Origin of the sequence: Pseudarthrobacter sp. PH31-O2 (assembly GCF_030063265.1) — a bacterium.
Classification (GTDB): domain Bacteria; phylum Actinomycetota; class Actinomycetes; order Actinomycetales; family Micrococcaceae; genus Arthrobacter.
This window is the reverse complement of record NZ_JASIST010000006.1, coordinates 188,774-203,744: the sequence shown is the minus strand read 5'-3', so window position 1 is coordinate 203,744 and position 14,971 is coordinate 188,774. Positions and strand designations below refer to the sequence as shown.

At 66.4% G+C, this 14,971-nt stretch carries 14 protein-coding genes; 8 read left to right on the top strand and 6 right to left on the bottom strand.

Going from position 1 to position 14,971, the window contains the following annotated elements:
* Positions 1-20: 20 nt before the first annotated feature.
* Positions 21-818, bottom strand: coding sequence for a uracil-DNA glycosylase (locus QMG72_RS11450; protein ID WP_502934658.1), 798 nt, complete (start codon positions 816-818; stop codon positions 21-23).
* A 94-nt stretch (positions 819-912) separates the two neighbouring features.
* On the opposite strand from QMG72_RS11450, the gene QMG72_RS11445 reads away from it, so the two are divergent.
* The 6 genes from QMG72_RS11445 to QMG72_RS11420 all read left to right on the top strand — a co-directional run bounded on the left by QMG72_RS11445 (position 913) and on the right by QMG72_RS11420 (position 6,746).
* Positions 913-1,230: a DUF3263 domain-containing protein gene (locus QMG72_RS11445; RefSeq protein ID WP_502934657.1), complete on the top strand. Its 318-nt coding sequence runs from the start codon at positions 913-915 to the stop codon at positions 1,228-1,230.
* A gap of 80 nt (positions 1,231-1,310) precedes the next feature.
* Positions 1,311-1,931 (top strand): LytR C-terminal domain-containing protein, encoded by a 621-nt coding sequence (locus QMG72_RS11440; RefSeq protein WP_253031199.1) that lies wholly within the window; start codon positions 1,311-1,313, stop codon positions 1,929-1,931.
* Positions 1,932-2,116: 185 nt separating this feature from the next.
* Entirely contained in the window at positions 2,117-2,323 is a 207-nt protein-coding gene (locus tag QMG72_RS11435; RefSeq protein ID WP_283480549.1) for a cold-shock protein, read from the top strand.
* Between the two features lie 83 nt (positions 2,324-2,406).
* Positions 2,407-3,678, top strand: coding sequence for an ABC transporter substrate-binding protein (locus QMG72_RS11430; protein WP_283480588.1), 1,272 nt, complete (start codon positions 2,407-2,409; stop codon positions 3,676-3,678).
* A 317-nt stretch (positions 3,679-3,995) separates the two neighbouring features.
* The gene (gene groL, locus QMG72_RS11425) at positions 3,996-5,633 is read left to right on the top strand and encodes a chaperonin GroEL (RefSeq protein ID WP_226776374.1); all 1,638 of its coding nucleotides are present in this window, start codon (positions 3,996-3,998) and stop codon (positions 5,631-5,633) included.
* Positions 5,634-5,780: 147 nt separating this feature from the next.
* On the top strand, positions 5,781-6,746 hold the full coding sequence (locus QMG72_RS11420) for a ribonuclease HI family protein (protein WP_253031198.1): 966 nt from the start codon (positions 5,781-5,783) through the stop codon (positions 6,744-6,746).
* 44 nt (positions 6,747-6,790) lie between these two features.
* On the opposite strand, the gene QMG72_RS11415 is transcribed toward QMG72_RS11420, so the two are convergent.
* From QMG72_RS11415 to QMG72_RS11405, 3 genes are all read right to left on the bottom strand, one after another.
* Positions 6,791-7,078 (bottom strand): WXG100 family type VII secretion target, encoded by a 288-nt coding sequence (locus tag QMG72_RS11415; protein WP_253031197.1) that lies wholly within the window; start codon positions 7,076-7,078, stop codon positions 6,791-6,793.
* A 123-nt stretch (positions 7,079-7,201) separates the two neighbouring features.
* Positions 7,202-8,707: a sensor histidine kinase gene (locus QMG72_RS11410; protein ID WP_283480587.1), complete on the bottom strand. Its 1,506-nt coding sequence runs from the start codon at positions 8,705-8,707 to the stop codon at positions 7,202-7,204.
* Positions 8,708-8,712: 5 nt separating this feature from the next.
* Complete coding sequence (locus QMG72_RS11405) at positions 8,713-9,423, bottom strand: response regulator transcription factor (protein ID WP_283480547.1); 711 nt, start codon at positions 9,421-9,423, stop codon at positions 8,713-8,715.
* 213 nt (positions 9,424-9,636) lie between these two features.
* Between QMG72_RS11405 and QMG72_RS11400 the strand changes: the two genes are divergently transcribed.
* Positions 9,637-9,897, top strand: coding sequence for a hypothetical protein (locus QMG72_RS11400; RefSeq protein ID WP_283480545.1), 261 nt, complete (start codon positions 9,637-9,639; stop codon positions 9,895-9,897).
* A gap of 2 nt (positions 9,898-9,899) precedes the next feature.
* On the top strand, positions 9,900-10,775 hold the full coding sequence (locus QMG72_RS11395; protein WP_283480544.1) for an FHA domain-containing protein: 876 nt from the start codon (positions 9,900-9,902) through the stop codon (positions 10,773-10,775).
* 39 nt (positions 10,776-10,814) lie between these two features.
* Here QMG72_RS11395 and QMG72_RS11390 read toward each other — a convergent pair whose 3' ends face one another.
* Positions 10,815-12,470: a DNA repair helicase XPB gene (locus QMG72_RS11390; RefSeq protein WP_283480543.1), complete on the bottom strand. Its 1,656-nt coding sequence runs from the start codon at positions 12,468-12,470 to the stop codon at positions 10,815-10,817.
* Positions 12,467-14,962 (bottom strand): helicase-associated domain-containing protein, encoded by a 2,496-nt coding sequence (locus QMG72_RS11385; RefSeq protein ID WP_283480542.1) that lies wholly within the window; start codon positions 14,960-14,962, stop codon positions 12,467-12,469. Before QMG72_RS11385 ends, QMG72_RS11390 begins: the two co-directional genes overlap by 4 nt.
* Positions 14,963-14,971: the final 9 nt, after the last annotated feature.

Genomic DNA, 14,971 nt, shown 5'->3' with positions numbered 1-14,971 from the left:
AGCCGCTGGCGGAACCCTGGCTAGGGAGCCGGCTCGGGCAGCGGAGGCAGTTCCCATTCCACAGTTGCGCCGCCTTGTTCGCGGAGCAGCGTGTTGGCGCGGCTAAAGGGCCGGGAGCCGAAGAATCCCCGTGACGCGGAGAGCGGACTCGGGTGGGCGCTGGCGATCACGGGCGTGGAAGACAGCAGCGGGCGGACAGCCTCGGCGTGCCTGCCCCAGAGGATTGCCACCAGCGGGGCGGGTGCGCCGCCGGCTGTTGTGCGCTTGGCTACGGCGGTGATTGCCGCCGCTGTAATGGCTTCCCAACCCTTGTTCCGGTGCGAGCCAGCCGCCCCGGCCCGGACGCTGAGGACCCTGTTGAGCAGCAGCACCCCCTGATCGGACCAAGGGCCGAGGTCACCGTGGATCCGCGCAGGCAGCCCCAGATCGGCGTGAAGCTCCTTGTAGATGTTGGCCAGACTGCGGGGGATGGGCCGAGTGGCGCCGTCGACGGCGAAGGACAGCCCAACGGCATGGCCCGGCGTCGGATACGGGTCCTGGCCCAGAATCAACACCCGGACGTCCGCCAGAGGCTGCCGGAAGGCCCGCAGCACCTTCGACGGCGCCGGCAAGACGTTGTGGCCGGCGGAAAACTCCCGGCCCAGGTAGGCCAGGACGTCCCGCAATTGTCCCTCGACCGGGGCCAGTGCCTCAGCCCAGTCGTCGGCGACGAGCTCATCCAGGGGCAGGCGGGCCAACTCACTGAAACCCGCGGCCTGGCCCGCTGGGGGCTCCAGCTCGAAAAGGGCATCGGAGGCAGGGAAGTCGGAGTCATGCACAGAGCCCATTCTTGCAGGCCGGCAAATGACAAGGGTGTTATTCGCCCGTAGCATGGGGGGAGACTTTTCATCGGATCCAGCCAGGGAGCGTGTCGTGGCCGAACAAGCACAAGAGCACCTTTCGACGGCGGAATCTCCTGTCGCCGGGATCAACCCGGAGTCGCCACTGAGCAGCCGGGACCAGCAAATGCTGGCGTTGGAACGGCAGTGGTGGAAATACGCCGGCGCCAAAGAACAAGCCATCCGCGAACTCTTCGATCTGTCCGCCACGCACTATTACCAGATCCTCAATGCCCTTATCGACACCGAGGATGCACTGGCCCATGATCCGATGTTGGTAAAGAGACTGCGTAGACTACGTACGTCACGCCAACGTGCGCGCACTGCCCGCCGCTTGGGCTCAGACGCGTAAAGCACAGCCGGATGCGCACATTGCTGCGCGCCAGCAAGCGCGGCCGGTTCGTCAGAAATCAGCAAGGACATTGTTTTACCATGACCAAATACGCTCGGGATGAATTCGATCGGGTCCCGGAGACCTCCGCACGCCAAGGTGTCCATCGGACGGTCGCCGAATCACGCCACCGCCGCCGCCTGGGCCCGATCCTGGGCGCCGGTGCCGCGGCCTTGGCCATTGGCCTCGTCGCGTTCATTTTTCTGCCGAAGATCGGCTTCTCCTCCGCTGCCGACAGCACGCAGGCAGCGGCCGGGCAGAGCGGCAGCAGCGCCGCTGCATCTGCCGCCCCTGCGACCTCCAGCGAAGCCCCTTCCAGCCCGTCCAGCCCGCCGGCCAGCGAGTCGCCGGCTGCGACTCCCGCAGCCACCACCTCGGCCGCAGCCATCGACAAGACCCAGCCCGTGGCCATCTTCAACGGCACCGCCACGGCAGGGCTGGCGAACCGGGTGGGCGGAACCGTTACCACCGCCGGCTGGACTGTCGGCGCGCTCGGAAACTGGGGCGGATTGCCGCAGCAGCGCTCGGTGGTCTTCTACAACGGGGTCGGGCAGAAGGACAATGCCGAGGCCCTTGGCCAACTCCTGGGCATCCCAAGCGTGGTGGATTCCGCCGAATTCCAGCTGCCACTCGTTGTTGTCCTGGCGCCCGGATTCGCGTAACCCGGTCCGCTTGCGCCTTAGCTAGCTGTTCCGGTTACGCCTAAATAACTATTGACCGGCAGTGGCGCCCCAGGGCTGCGCGGCAGCATAAAGCTGCGGGTACAGTACTTGCGGACTTAGTTTTTAGCACTCCGCGGCCCGGCGGATGCTGGGGCGCCCGCTGGGCAACTGAAAGTGTGGACACCATGGCATTGGGAACCGTCAAGTGGTTTAACGCCGACAAGGGCTACGGCTTTATCACCGTAGACAGCTCCGGCGCAGACGTCTTTGTGCACTGGTCTGCCCTTGCGGGGGACGGCCAGCGTTCCCTGGCGGAGGGCCAGCGTGTGGAGCTCGAAGTCGGCGAGGGCGAGAAGGGCCCGCAGGCCGAAAGCGTCAGGCCCGCCCCGTGACGGACACCGCACCGCAGGCGTCCAGCGGCCCAGGCCACGATGTGTCCGCTCGACGGACCGACGCCGGCACTGTCGCCCGCCGGATGGCCCCGCTGCGGCTGGGACGAGCGGCCGTGGTGGCTGCTGTGGCCGCGTTGACCACCACCGCCTGCCTGGGCCCGGCCGGGGGCGCCCGCGTTGAGCCGGCAGAAGCGAGCGGTGACGGCACCCTGCGCATCGGGTTGATCCTGGACAATACTGGGGCGCAGAATTTCCTTAACGCCCCCCAACTGGCGGCGGCGCAACTGGCCGTCAGGGAGATCAATGCCGCCGGCGGGCACAAGGGCAAACCGGTGGAACTGCTGCCGGCAACAATCAGTGTTGACACGGCAGCGCAGGCCAAGGCGCTGGTTGCCGCCAAAGCCGACGTGGTTATCGGTCCAACGGATTCCAGCAGGGCGCCGGCCGCCATCGATGTCCTGTCCGCTGCCAGGATTGCCGTGATTTCACCAGCAAATTCCGCCAGCGGCCTCAGCAGTTATCCAAGTAAGGGCTTCTATTTCCGGACTTCGGCGGCCGACATCGCACAGGCGCCCGTCCTCGTTAAGCTCGCCAAGGACGGTGGCGCCGCAACCATCGGCGTGGTGTACGAAGAAGGCAGCTACGGAAAGGATGTATCCAACGCTGTGGCAGCCGCGGCCAAGGCGTCCGGCCTCGGGACCGCCGCCGTCGTCGGGTTCGCCCCGGGACAGGCGCAGCAGGCGGCGGCTGCCGTCAAGGCCGCGGCTCCAGATGCCGTCGTGCTGATTTCCCGCGCAGCCGCCCAAGGCGCCATCGCCGAGCTGAACAACGCCGGAGTTGCCGGAAAGAAGCTCATCCTCGCCGACGGGGCGGTCAACCAGTACGGTTCAGGACTCGGCTCCAGCGCCCTCGACGGTGCCCGCGGGATCCTGCCGGGAACTTTCGCCTCCGCAAAATTCCAGGGCGAGCTGGTCTCCGTGGATCCCGGGTTGAAGGACATGGCGTTTGCCGCGGAGGCGTACGACGCCGTGAACCTCGCCGCCATCGCCGCCGCAGCGGCGCAGGATGACGCCGGCACCTCCATCGCCGCCGGTCTCGTGGCGGTCTCAGGCGGCAGCGCCGAGACGTCCGGCGGCACCGGGCCTTCGGGCGCGGCCGAGGTGTGCAAGAGCTACCAGGAATGCCTCGACACTCTGCGGGCCGGCAAGCGTCCCGACTACGACGGCCAATCCGGGCGGGTCACTTTCGATGCCCACGGTGACGTCAGCTCCGCAAACTACGTTCTCTACACCTACGGACCGGACAACACGGCAACCATGAGCGGCAGCGAAACGGCGGGCAGCAGCGGGAAGTGATCGCCCGTAGCGTATTGCGTCGTTCCGGAACGGTGCCAGTTGGCCGACAGCAGCTTTTCGGCGCGCCTACTGCTTGCACTCTCCCCGGGGGAGTGCTAATTATTGAGTTAGCACTCCTGCGCATTGACTGCTAAAACGACGCCCGGTTCGACCGGCTGCGGAGTTGAGGCGGCCGAGCCGGGAGCGAGAGAAATACCTGGTTGGGGTGAGATCCCTGGCCTGGCGGCATACAGAGGCCGCCGGGCAAGGATCGTCCGTCGCGGGCACCGCAGCATAGGTTCATTCTTAACGACTGTCCCGAAAGGACTACTGCCGTTATGGCCAAGATCATTGCATTTGATGAAGAGGCACGCCGCGGTCTTGAGCGGGGCCTGAACATCCTCGCCGACGCCGTCAAGGTCACCCTCGGCCCGCGTGGACGCAACGTCGTCCTCGAAAAGAAGTGGGGCGCCCCCACGATCACCAACGATGGTGTTTCCATCGCCAAGGAGATCGAGCTGGACGATCCTTACGAAAAGATCGGCGCCGAGCTGGTCAAGGAAGTTGCCAAGAAGACGGATGACGTCGCTGGCGACGGAACCACCACCGCTACCGTGTTGGCTCAGGCCCTGGTCAAGGAAGGCCTGCGCAACGTCGCGGCCGGAGCTGACCCCCTGTCCCTCAAGCGCGGCATCGAAAAGGCTGTTGAAGCCGTCACCCGCGAGCTCCTGGCCTCCGCCAAGGAAATCGAAACCAAGGAAGAGATTGCCGCCACCGCGTCCATCTCTGCCGGTGACAACGAGATTGGCGCCCTGATTGCCGAGGCCCTGGATAAGGTCGGCAAGGAAGGCGTCATCACCGTCGAGGAGTCGAACACCTTCGGCCTGGAGCTGGAGCTCACCGAAGGCATGCGCTTTGATAAGGGCTACATCTCCGCTTACTTCGTCACCGACGCTGAGCGCCAGGAAACGGTCCTCGAGGATCCCTACATCCTGATCGTCAACTCCAAGATCTCCAACGTCAAGGAACTGGTTGCTGTCCTCGAAAAGGTCATGCAGTCCTCCAAGCCGCTGCTGATCATTGCCGAAGACATCGAGGGCGAGGCCCTGGCCACCCTGATCGTCAACAAGATCCGTGGCACCTTCAAGTCCGTTGCCGTCAAGGCTCCGGGCTTCGGTGACCGCCGCAAGGCGCAGCTCGCCGACATCGCCATCCTCACCGGCGGCCAGGTCATCTCCGAGGAAGTCGGCCTCAAGCTTGAGACCGCCGGACTCGAACTCCTGGGCCGCGCCCGCAAGGTCACTGTGACCAAGGACGAGACCACCATCGTCGAGGGGGCAGGCGACGCCGACCAGATCGCCGGCCGCGTCTCCCAGATCCGTTCCGAGATCGAGAACTCCGATTCGGACTACGACCGCGAGAAGCTGCAGGAACGCCTGGCCAAGCTGGCCGGCGGCGTTGCAGTCATCAAGGCCGGTGCCGCAACCGAGGTCGAGCTCAAGGAACGCAAGCACCGCATCGAGGACGCTGTCCGCAACGCGAAGGCTGCTGTTGAAGAGGGCATCGTCGCCGGCGGTGGTGTTGCCCTGATCCAGGCTGGCCTCAAGGCTTTCGCCAACCTGAACCTCACGGGTGATGAAGCAACGGGCGCGAACATCGTCCGCGTTGCCATCGACGCTCCGCTGAAGCAGATCGCCTTCAACGCCGGCCTCGAGCCCGGCGTTGTGGTCGACAAGGTCCGCGGCCTGCCCGCAGGCCACGGCCTGAACGCTGCAACCGGCGAATACGTCGACCTGCTGGCTGCCGGCATCAACGACCCGGTCAAGGTCACCCGCTCTGCACTGCAGAACGCGGCATCCATTGCCGGCCTGTTCCTCACCACCGAGGCCGTTGTGGCCGACAAGCCGGAGAAGAACGCTCCGGCCATGGGTGGCGGCGACGACATGGGCGGCATGGGCGGCATGGGCGGTTTCTAACCAACCGGCTGCCGGGGCCGGAACCTCGGCCCTGAAATGTGCGTATAACGACGGCGGTCCCTCCTTCGGGCGGGGCCGCCGTCGGCGTGAGTGCCAACCACCCCGGCGGGGGCGCCGACGGCGGTGCGGGTCTGGCAGGATGGTGCAGTGACAATTACAGCGGCAGCCGACGGTTCGGCTTTAGGAAATCCCGGCCCGGCCGGGTGGGCCTGGTACGTGGACGATGACTGCTGGCGGGCCGGGGGATGGCCGCACGGCACCAACAACATGGGCGAGCTTATGGCAGTGCTGGACCTGGTGCGCTCGACCGCGCACCTGTCCGGCGAGGACCTGCACATCCTCTGCGACAGCCAGTACGTCATCAATTCCGTCACCAAGTGGATGCCAGGATGGAAGCGCAAGGGCTGGCGCAAAGCCGACGGCAAGCCGGTGATGAATGTGGAGTTGCTCAAGGAAATCGACCAGGCCCTGGTGGGCCGCAAGTACACCTTCGAATGGGTGCGCGGCCACGCCGGGCATGATCTTAACGAGGCGGCGGATGACCGGGCCCGGGCCGCTGCGACGGCCTACCAGCAGGGTGTTGCAGTCCGTCAGGGGCCCGGGTTCGGCTCCGAGAACACCGCAGCCGCTGCGCCGCCCACATCCGGGCGGGCGGTGCCGCAAGCGGCGACGGCCCGCCAGCAGCGCGTTCTCGCTGAAGCGTCCGTTTTTGACGAACCGGACCTCTTCAGCGAGCTCGACGGGGACGCAATGCCCGCACCCGGCATTGACGCGAGCCCGGAAGCGATCGTCGAGGCACTCGAACGCGAGTTGCTCCGCCCGGACACACGCGCCGACGTCGGACGCACGGGAGTGCTGCTGCACCCGGACTACACCGAGATTGGCAGCTCGGGCCGGATCTGGACGCGGGACGCCGTGATGATGTCCCTCCAAGAGCGCCCCGATGGCGCCGTCGAGATGGAGGTACTGGGAGCAGACCGGGTGGGAGAGCACTCAGTCCTCCTGACGTACCGCAGCCACACCCGGGCCGCAGCAGCCCTGCGCAGCTCCCTGTGGGTCCAGGACGGGGCGCAATGGCGTCTTCGCTTCCACCAGGGCACTCCCGAAGCCTGAACCCGCGCCGGGGGGCTGAATCCCGCTCTGACGGGCACTGCCGGTCAACTGAAACGTTGGGTGTTGTTCAGCTCGGCTTGGGCGTAGCTCGCTGCGGCGGAGTTCAGTGCCAGGTTGATGGAGGCCAGCGACGCCTCCACTTTTCCCTGGGTCAGGGTCCACTCGGACACCAAGGCCTGGAAGTTGGTGGCCGCCGCGCCGCGCCACGTGGCCTGCAGCTCATCGAGCCCGCTTTTCATTGCCTGCACGTCGGCGCTGATCCGGTCGACCGTGGCTTTGACGGTTGCCGACTTGAGCTCGAGGAGTTCAGTATCGACGGAGATAATGCTCATGGGATGACCTCTCTGCAGGGGATGCTCCGGGATATCCGGTCACCCCGAGCCTAGGAAATCCACCAGGTCCCCGGAAGCGGGTGGCCCGCTTATGTGGATAAGGCCGCAACGATCGCGAAAAGCCTACTTCCCGGAACCGCCACCGGAGGAGGCCGTTTCACCGGCGACCGTGCTGTCGGCCGAACCGTCGTCCGCCGCCACCCCGTCCAGGTACGGCAGGTTGACCACCAGGGTTGCCCCGCCGCCATCGGTCTTCGCGGCCCTGACCGTGCCGGCATGCGAGCCGACAATGGCCGCGACAATAGCCAGTCCCAGGCCGCTGCCGCCGGTCTCCCGCGTTCGGGAAGTGTCCGCCCGGTAAAACCGCTCAAAGATCCTCGCGGCTTCCTCGTCGGGAACCCCCGGGCCGTGGTCGCGGACCTCGATCACGGACTGCCGGCTGCCGTCCGCGGCGGTCCGTACGCCGACGGCAAGTTCGATCGGCGTTCCCTCCGGCGTGTAGCGCAGGGCGTTGCCCACCAGGTTCCCCACGACCTGCCGCAATTTCGCCTCGTCACCAATGACCGGCGCCGGTGCCGGCGGACGGCCCTCCAGCCCGGCCAGTGAGATGGTGCGTCCGCGGTCGCTCGCCTGGGTGTCAACAACGGCGTCATTGGCAATCAGCAGCAGATCGGCGGGCTTCTGCTGCAACGGGCGCTGCTCGTCGATCCTGGCGAGCAGCAGCAGGTCCTCCACCATGGTCCCCATCCGCTTGGCTTCGCTTTCGATTCGGCCCATGGCAGTCGCCACGTCCGCAGGGGTGGCGAGGGCGCCTTGCCGGTACAGCTCCGAGAATCCGCGGATCGTCACGAGGGGGGTGCGCAGTTCATGGGAGGCGTCGGCGGCGAAGCGGCGCATCTTCGCTTCCGAGGCCATCCGGGCGGCGAAGGCAGTTTCAATGTGGGCGAGCATGGCGTTAAGGGAGGTGCCCAGCCGGCCCACCTCAGTGTGGGGTGTGTCGACGTCGACACGCCGGGAGAGATCGCCGGCCGCAATGGCTGCAGCCGTTTTTTCGACCCGGGCCAGCGGCCGGAAGGACCGGGAGATGCTCCACGTGGCGATGAAAAAGGCCAGGACAAGGGTCAGCAGCCCGACGCCGACGACCACCAGCACCGCGTGTTCCATCACGGAATCGACCGGCCACAAGGGCAGTCCGATGACAACGACGGAGGTTCGCTCGTTGCTGTCGACGACGTTGAGGGCGACCACCCGCCAGTTGTGCCCGTCCGTTCCGCGGACCTGGAACGGGACCTGCTGGAGACCGACAACATCCGCGGGGCTGATACCGGTGATTTCCGGGTGTATTTCCTTGTCTCCGCCGAACGGCACAGGCTTTTGTCCCGGCGCGAACAGCATCAGCGAGTAGTCGGTAGGGATGTTCTGGTTCTGGTCCTGCAGCTGGCTAAAGGACTGTTGCTGCCGGACCGAGGCGACGGCGGCCCGGAGCTTGTCGTCGACCTGCCCCTGGAGGTAGCTGTGCAGCAGGGTCAGGGTTCCTGCGCCGGTGGCAGTGAGGGCCACCAGCATCAGGGCGGTCATGATGGCGACCAGCTGTGACCTCAGCGATGCCGACTTCCAACGGTGGAGCAACAAGGTCAGCGCTTCTCGGCCGTCCGCAGCACGTAGCCCACACCCCGTTTGGTCTGGATGAGGGCCGGCGCGTCGGGATCGATGTCCACCTTGCGGCGCAGGTAGGAGATGTAAGACTCAACGATCGAGGCGTCTCCGTTGAAGTCGTATTCCCAAACGTGGTCCAGGATCTGGGCCTTGGACAGCACCCGGTTGGGGTTCAGCATGAGGTACCGCAGGAGCTTGAATTCGGTGGGGGACAACTCGATCACCGTCCCGCCGCGGCGGACTTCGTGGGCGTCGTCGTCGAGCTCCAGGTCGTCGACGCAGATCACCGCATCGTCATCCTGCAGGGGCTGCGTGCGGCGAAGAACAGCACGGATCCGTGCCACGACCTCGTCGAGGCTGAACGGTTTGGTGACATAGTCGTCGCCGCCCACCGTCAGACCCATGACCTTGTCTTCGGTGTCGTCCTTGGCGGTCAAAAAAAGGACGGGAAAGTGCTTTCCCGCCGCGCGCAGCCGCCTGGTGACGGTGAAACCGTCCATATCGGGCAGCATCACGTCCAGGACCGCCAGGTCCGGGGCATGGAGTTCCGCGGCAGCCAGGGCCTCGCGGCCGTTGGACGCCGAGACGACTTCAAAGCCGGCAAAGCGCAGCGAGGTAGAGAGCAGCTCGCGGATGTTTGGTTCATCATCGACGACGAGCAGCTTGGCTTCGGGACCGTTCTTTTTCATAGTTCCCATGATCCTCCCAGAATCTGGGAGTTTTCTGAACGATGGATGTGTGTTGAGTGTGTGTGGGGGCCGGCGGCGGCAGGCGCGGACACCGTCGGAGGGGCAGGCTGCAGGGCAATACCATTCCCCTGCACGCGCACCGCCAGTAGAGTGACCCTATCGAAAACACTCTGCCGCGGCGGCTTGGGCGGTACTCAATGAAGAGGACACAAAGTGACGACTGAGAGCAACCCAGTGGACAGCGCCGGACCTGCGGACCGGAGTATCCGCGACTGGGCGGATCTTGCCGAGGAGATGTGGTCGTATCTGACCGGCAAAGGCGCTGCCATCAACTACAACTTCATTGATATGACCGTCGAAGTTCCCCGCGACATCGGCCCGGACGCGCCGCGCGCCACCTGGAAGCTGAACGGAAGCCTTCGAGTGACCACCAGCGATAAGGACGCCTTGGGTTCCGACGAGAACAGGGGCTGACCATGGCCCCGCGCTTCCGGGCCGACATCAATCTGGACTTTTCCCTGCAGGAGGCAACCGGGGAACAGGCTCGCGGATCGGTGACGGCGGCCGGCAGCGAAGTCGTCGTCGCCCTTGACCGTATGGATGCCCTCCTGTCGCAACGGATGCCTACGCTCGGCGACATCAGGCCTCTGGCCAAAACGTTGTCAGAGCAGGGCCTGACGGTGATTGTCGAGGGGCCCGAGGGCAGAATCATCAGCCTCGGAGCCGTCGACGTGCCGGCGTCGCAGCGTGTGATCACCAGGTCACCCCACATCAAGTTGGGAAAGCTGGGAGCGCTGGCGCCGCTCCTGAAACGGGGCCGGCGTGCGCCGGCCCGCAAGTTTTCCCTGCTTCCCCCCGGGACCCTGTTCCCGCTGCTGCCGACCGTCAAGCGCAGGATTGCCCGCCGCATTACCACCACCCACTACACCCGCGGCGGCGGACAGCCCCGGCTGATCTTTGTGCAGGACGCGCAGGCTTGGAACGGCCAGGTTCCCCGGGTATTTAGCCTTGCTGCGGACCGGGTGCGCATCGGCAGTGACGAATCCGCCGAACTGCAGCTTCCCGGACTCGACGGCGTGCATGCGGAAATAGTCCACAATGACCAGGACGAATACGTCCTGGTCCGGCACGGCAAAGTCACCGGAAGCTTCGGTCCGGGATCGTCCTCGGTGCTGCGCACCGGCGCCCGCCTCCAAATGGGTCAGTGGTGTCTGGCGTTCTTCCGGGAAGAATTTGCTGATCACGGGCGCCCCTTCGGCGGCCGCAGCGGCGGCGAGTTCGCCTACCAGCGTCCCCAGCGGGACCCGCGTACCGGCGCCCTGGAACGGGACGGGTCAACGTACACCCGCTAGCCCGAGGCCCCGCCGCCCCTGCACGGGGCGGTGCCCGGATCAGTCGGAGGCGGAGCTGCTCCCCACGTCCTTAGCGTCCATGATCCGGTAGGCATAACCCTGCTCGGCGAGGAAGCGCTGGCGCTTGGCCGCGAACTCCTGGTCCAGGGTGTCCCTGGCCACGAGGGAGTAGAAGCGTGCGGCGCGGCCGTCCTTCTTAGGACGCAGCAGCCGGCCAAGGCGCTGGGCCTCCTCCTGCCGGGAACCAAAGGAACCCGACACCTGGATCGCCACCGAAGCCTCCGGCAGGTCGATGGAGAAATTGGCGACCTTGGACACCACAAGGGTCTGCACCTCGCCGGCCCGAAAAGCGTCAAAGAGCTTCTGGCGTTCCTTCACGGACGTGTCACCCTTGATCACCGGTGCCTGCAGGCGCTCGCCGATCTCATCCAACTGGTCGATGTACTGGCCGATCACCAGCAGCTGCTCGCCGGCATGCTCCGCTACGAGCCGCTCCACCACCACAGTCTTGGACTCGGACGTCGCGCAGAGCCGGTACTTATCCGCCTCCTCGGCCATCGCGTAGGCTACGCGTTCGTCCCGCGGCAGGTCGATCCGAACCTCCACGCAGTCGGCCGGTGCGATGTACCCCTGGGCCTCGATATCCTTCCACGGCGCGTCATAGCGCTTAGGGCCGATCAGGCTGAAGACTTCGCCCTCCCGGCCGTCCTCGCGGATCAGGGTGGCGGTGAGGCCGAGCCTGCGCCGAGCCTGCAGGTCCGCTGTCATCCGGAAGATCGGGGCCGGCAGCAGGTGGACCTCGTCGTAGATGATCAGCCCCCAGTCGTTGCCGTCCAGGAGTTCCAAATGGGAGTAGAGCCCGCCGCGTTTGGCGGTCAGTACCTGGTAGGTGGCGATTGTGACCGGGCGGACTTCCTTGACGGAGCCCGAGTACTCGCCGATCTCCTCCTCGGTCAGGGAGGTCCGCTTGAGCAGCTCGTCCTTCCACTGCCGGGCGGAGACGGTGTTGGTCACCAGGATCAGCGTTGTGGTGGAGCTGGTGGCCATCGCAGCGGCACCAACGAGGGTTTTGCCGGCTCCGCACGGCAGTACGACCACGCCGCTGCCGCCGGCCCAGAAGTTCTCCATCGCCAGCTGCTGGTACGGGCGCAGCTTCCACCCGGTTTCGTTGAGCAAGATCGGGTGCGGGGTGCCATCGACGTAGCCTGCGAGATCCTCGGCCGGCCAGCCGATCTTGAGCAGCAGCTGTTTCAGCTGCCCGCGCTGGGAGGAGTGCACCACAACAGTCTCGCCGTCGATCCTGGGGCCCAGCAGCGGGGCGATTTTCTTGGCACGGCTGATCTCTTCCAGGACCGGATAGTCCGAGGTGCGCATCACGAGGCCGTGCTGCGGGTCCTTCTCCAGCCGCAGCCGGCCGTACCGCGACATGGTCTCTTCAACGTCGATCAACAAGGAATGTGGAACCGGGAAACGGGAGTACTTCAGCAGGGTGTCCAGCACTTTTTCGGCGTCCAGGCCTGCCGCGCGGGCGTTCCAGAGGCCCAGCGGCGTGAGCCGGTAGCTGTGGATGTGCTCGGGTGCACGTTCCAGCTCGGCGAACGCGGCGATGGCGTGGCGGGCCTCGGTGGCAAGCTCGTGGTCCACCTCGAGCAGGATCGTTTTGTCGCTCTGGACGATCAGCGGTCCGTCATTCACTGGAGTAGTTCCTCTGCGGCCTCGACGTCAATAATGCGGTGGATGGACAGTACACGTTCGGTTTCCCGTGCCGGATCGAAGACCCGAACCCGTCCGCCGCTCACGGCTACCGGAACAACCGTTTCGCGCACCGCATTCCCCATCCCGTCGACGACGTTCATGACCACCCGTTGTTTGAGCCGGATCGCCTTCTGCAGGGTCTCCAGGCCAAGCTGGGTCGCTTCTTCGCTGCCGGGGGCTGCGGCAGCAGGGCCGCCGGGGGTGGACGCAGCGGGACGTTCGCGGCGAAGCACCACCAGCTGGGCGTCGACGTCGGCCTCCGGAGGGGCGGTGCGCGGTGCGCTGTACACGGGCCGCGCAATCCCGGGCGCCGCCGTGGCGCGGCGCAGCCGGATTCCGCCGGGCCCCGCCTCCTCCACCGCAGGCGACAGCCCAAGGTTCCGCAGCAGCTGCGCTGTTTCCCGCGGAGCGGCGTGCGAGACCAGCACGGTGGGGGCAATCCTGACCAAACCCAGGCCGGCGGCACCGGGAGCGTTGAGCAGCTCCAGGAGGGCCGTTTCGTCCTCGCTCTGGATGAAGCTGGCAGCCGAGCCCACCCGCAGCCTGGCGTGCCGGGCGGCCGTGTCTTCGATCAGGTACTTCAGTGGTTGGGGGATCGCCGTGGCCGAGTGCACGCCCAGGAAATCCAGGAGCGCCTGCGCATCCTGGCCCGAATCAAGGGCACGCCGGACCGAGGAGACGGAGAAACGGTAGATCGTGGCTGGCCCCTGGCCCTCGGCATCGGCCATTGTGAGGAGCTTGCCAGTCAGCTCCGGCGCCAGGTAGCCGGGGGCCACCGCGGTGAGGTCGGCCTGGAGCAGGACGTGGTTCAAGGCGGCCGGCAGGTGTTCGCCCAGGATCCCCAGCGCCTCCTCGGGCTGTTCGGCCGCGATGGCCGTCCCGATCTGGCTCAGTGCGCCAGAGCCGATGAGGCCCAGCATTTCGGCCTCCGCCAGCACCCCCCGGATCAGCGAGCTAAAACGCCGTGCCATACGCGGCTGGGCCCAGTCGGCCCGCTCCAACACTGCCGCGGCATCCAGGACCGGGGCGTTCCCGTCCGCCACAGCGGCCTCATGGGTCAGTTCCGCCATGATTTCCAGGATCCTCTTCCGGACCACCGGGGCGTCCGGGCGCTGGGCCTCGGCCGAGAGCGCGTTGACGGTGCTGCCGGCCATACCGCGGTGTACGGCCGGCACCGCCGTCTGGCCATTCACGGGCTCTCCCACAAGGGACGGCGCACGTTCGCTGGCGAGCCAGGCGTTGACCAGCCAGAGCCACTGCTCTTGCCGCGGAAGGGTCAACCACTCCAGCTGCGCCGGCTGGACCCAGGCGGATCTATCCACGTCGAGCCGGATCAGGCCGGCCAGAGCGCAAAGCTCCGCCAGGACGCCGGCGTCGTGTATATCGGTGCGCAGCGCATCCGCCAGCCGCTTGAGCTCCCGGACGCCCACGCCCCCGCTGCGCAGCGTGACCAGTGGCTGTTCGCGGACGATGTGGAGCAGCTCACCCACCAGCCGCAGGGTCTCGGCGATCGCGCCCAAGGCGGCGTTCCGGCGCAGCGCGGCGGAGGTGGAACCCAACCGCGGCAGCGGGGGTGTGAGCGCAAATTTCTCGATGACGTAGCCGCCACGCAGGGCGACCCCGACGCTGTGCGGGAGCTCCACATGCGCGGCATCCAGCGGGACCAGCAGTCCGCGGGCCAGGAGCCAGTCAATCGGCCCGACGTCGGCGGCCTCGTGCAGCACTGACGCCCGCCGTTGCGCTTGCGGAACTGCGCCCATGGCCCAGTTTCCGAAGCGGGCAAGCAGCGCCGCAGTGCGTTCCGGGGCGGCGTGCAGGATCTGCCGGAGACACTCCGGCGTGGCCGTCCAGTGCTGGAGCGAAAGTGCAGCTTCCATCGGGGTTGCCGCGGGGGAGATGGAGGCGCCGTCGCGGTGGAGTTCGCCGACAAGCTGAACCACGCGCTGTGCGAAAGCGGGCTGAAGTCGCACGAGTTCGGTGTAGCTGCGGCCCAGTCCGGCCGGGTAGATTCCGATCACGTCCTTGAGGCTGCCCACCGGCAGGTAGTAGCGCAGCTTCGCGCCGGCAACCGGAGGGGTGCCGTGCGGCGGTTCCGCGCGGTGGACGAGGGCCAGTTCCTGGAGTGAATGCAGTATCTTTTCAAGGGCGGCCAGGGTGGAGCCATAGATGAGCTTCTTCAGCATCGGCGCCGTGGTGCTGTGACCTGTGTCCGTATTCGTGCACAGGTGCAGCGTCTCGAGGACCTGCATTTCCGGGCGGTTGAGCCGCTCCAGGGCTCGCTGTACGCTGACGCGTCCGCTGGCGCGGGCCGCGAGGGCCGCAAAGTCCGGCACGCCGGGGGAAATAAGGTCCGGCCGCGCGGCGAACAACGCACGCAGCGAATCGTCGCTGCGTGACTGCAGTTCCTTGCTAAGCGCGCGGATAAGGGACATCAGTGCAAC

What these genes read in the sequence shown, in the direction of transcription:
- QMG72_RS11440 (WP_253031199.1), top strand. Translation starts at nt 1,311, where the DNA reads ATGACCAAATACGCTCGGGATGAATTCGATCGGGTCCCGGAGACCTCC.
- QMG72_RS11435 (WP_283480549.1), top strand. Translation starts at nt 2,117, where the DNA reads ATGGCATTGGGAACCGTCAAGTGGTTTAACGCCGACAAGGGCTACGGC.
- QMG72_RS11430 (WP_283480588.1), top strand. Translation starts at nt 2,407, where the DNA reads ATGGCCCCGCTGCGGCTGGGACGAGCGGCCGTGGTGGCTGCTGTGGCC.
- groL (WP_226776374.1), top strand. Translation starts at nt 3,996, where the DNA reads ATGGCCAAGATCATTGCATTTGATGAAGAGGCACGCCGCGGTCTTGAG.
- QMG72_RS11415 (WP_253031197.1), bottom strand. Translation starts at nt 7,078, where the DNA reads ATGAGCATTATCTCCGTCGATACTGAACTCCTCGAGCTCAAGTCGGCA.
- QMG72_RS11405 (WP_283480547.1), bottom strand. Translation starts at nt 9,423, where the DNA reads ATGAAAAAGAACGGTCCCGAAGCCAAGCTGCTCGTCGTCGATGATGAA.
- QMG72_RS11395 (WP_283480544.1), top strand. Translation starts at nt 9,900, where the DNA reads ATGGCCCCGCGCTTCCGGGCCGACATCAATCTGGACTTTTCCCTGCAG.
- QMG72_RS11385 (WP_283480542.1), bottom strand. Translation starts at nt 14,962, where the DNA reads ATGTCCCTTATCCGCGCGCTTAGCAAGGAACTGCAGTCACGCAGCGAC.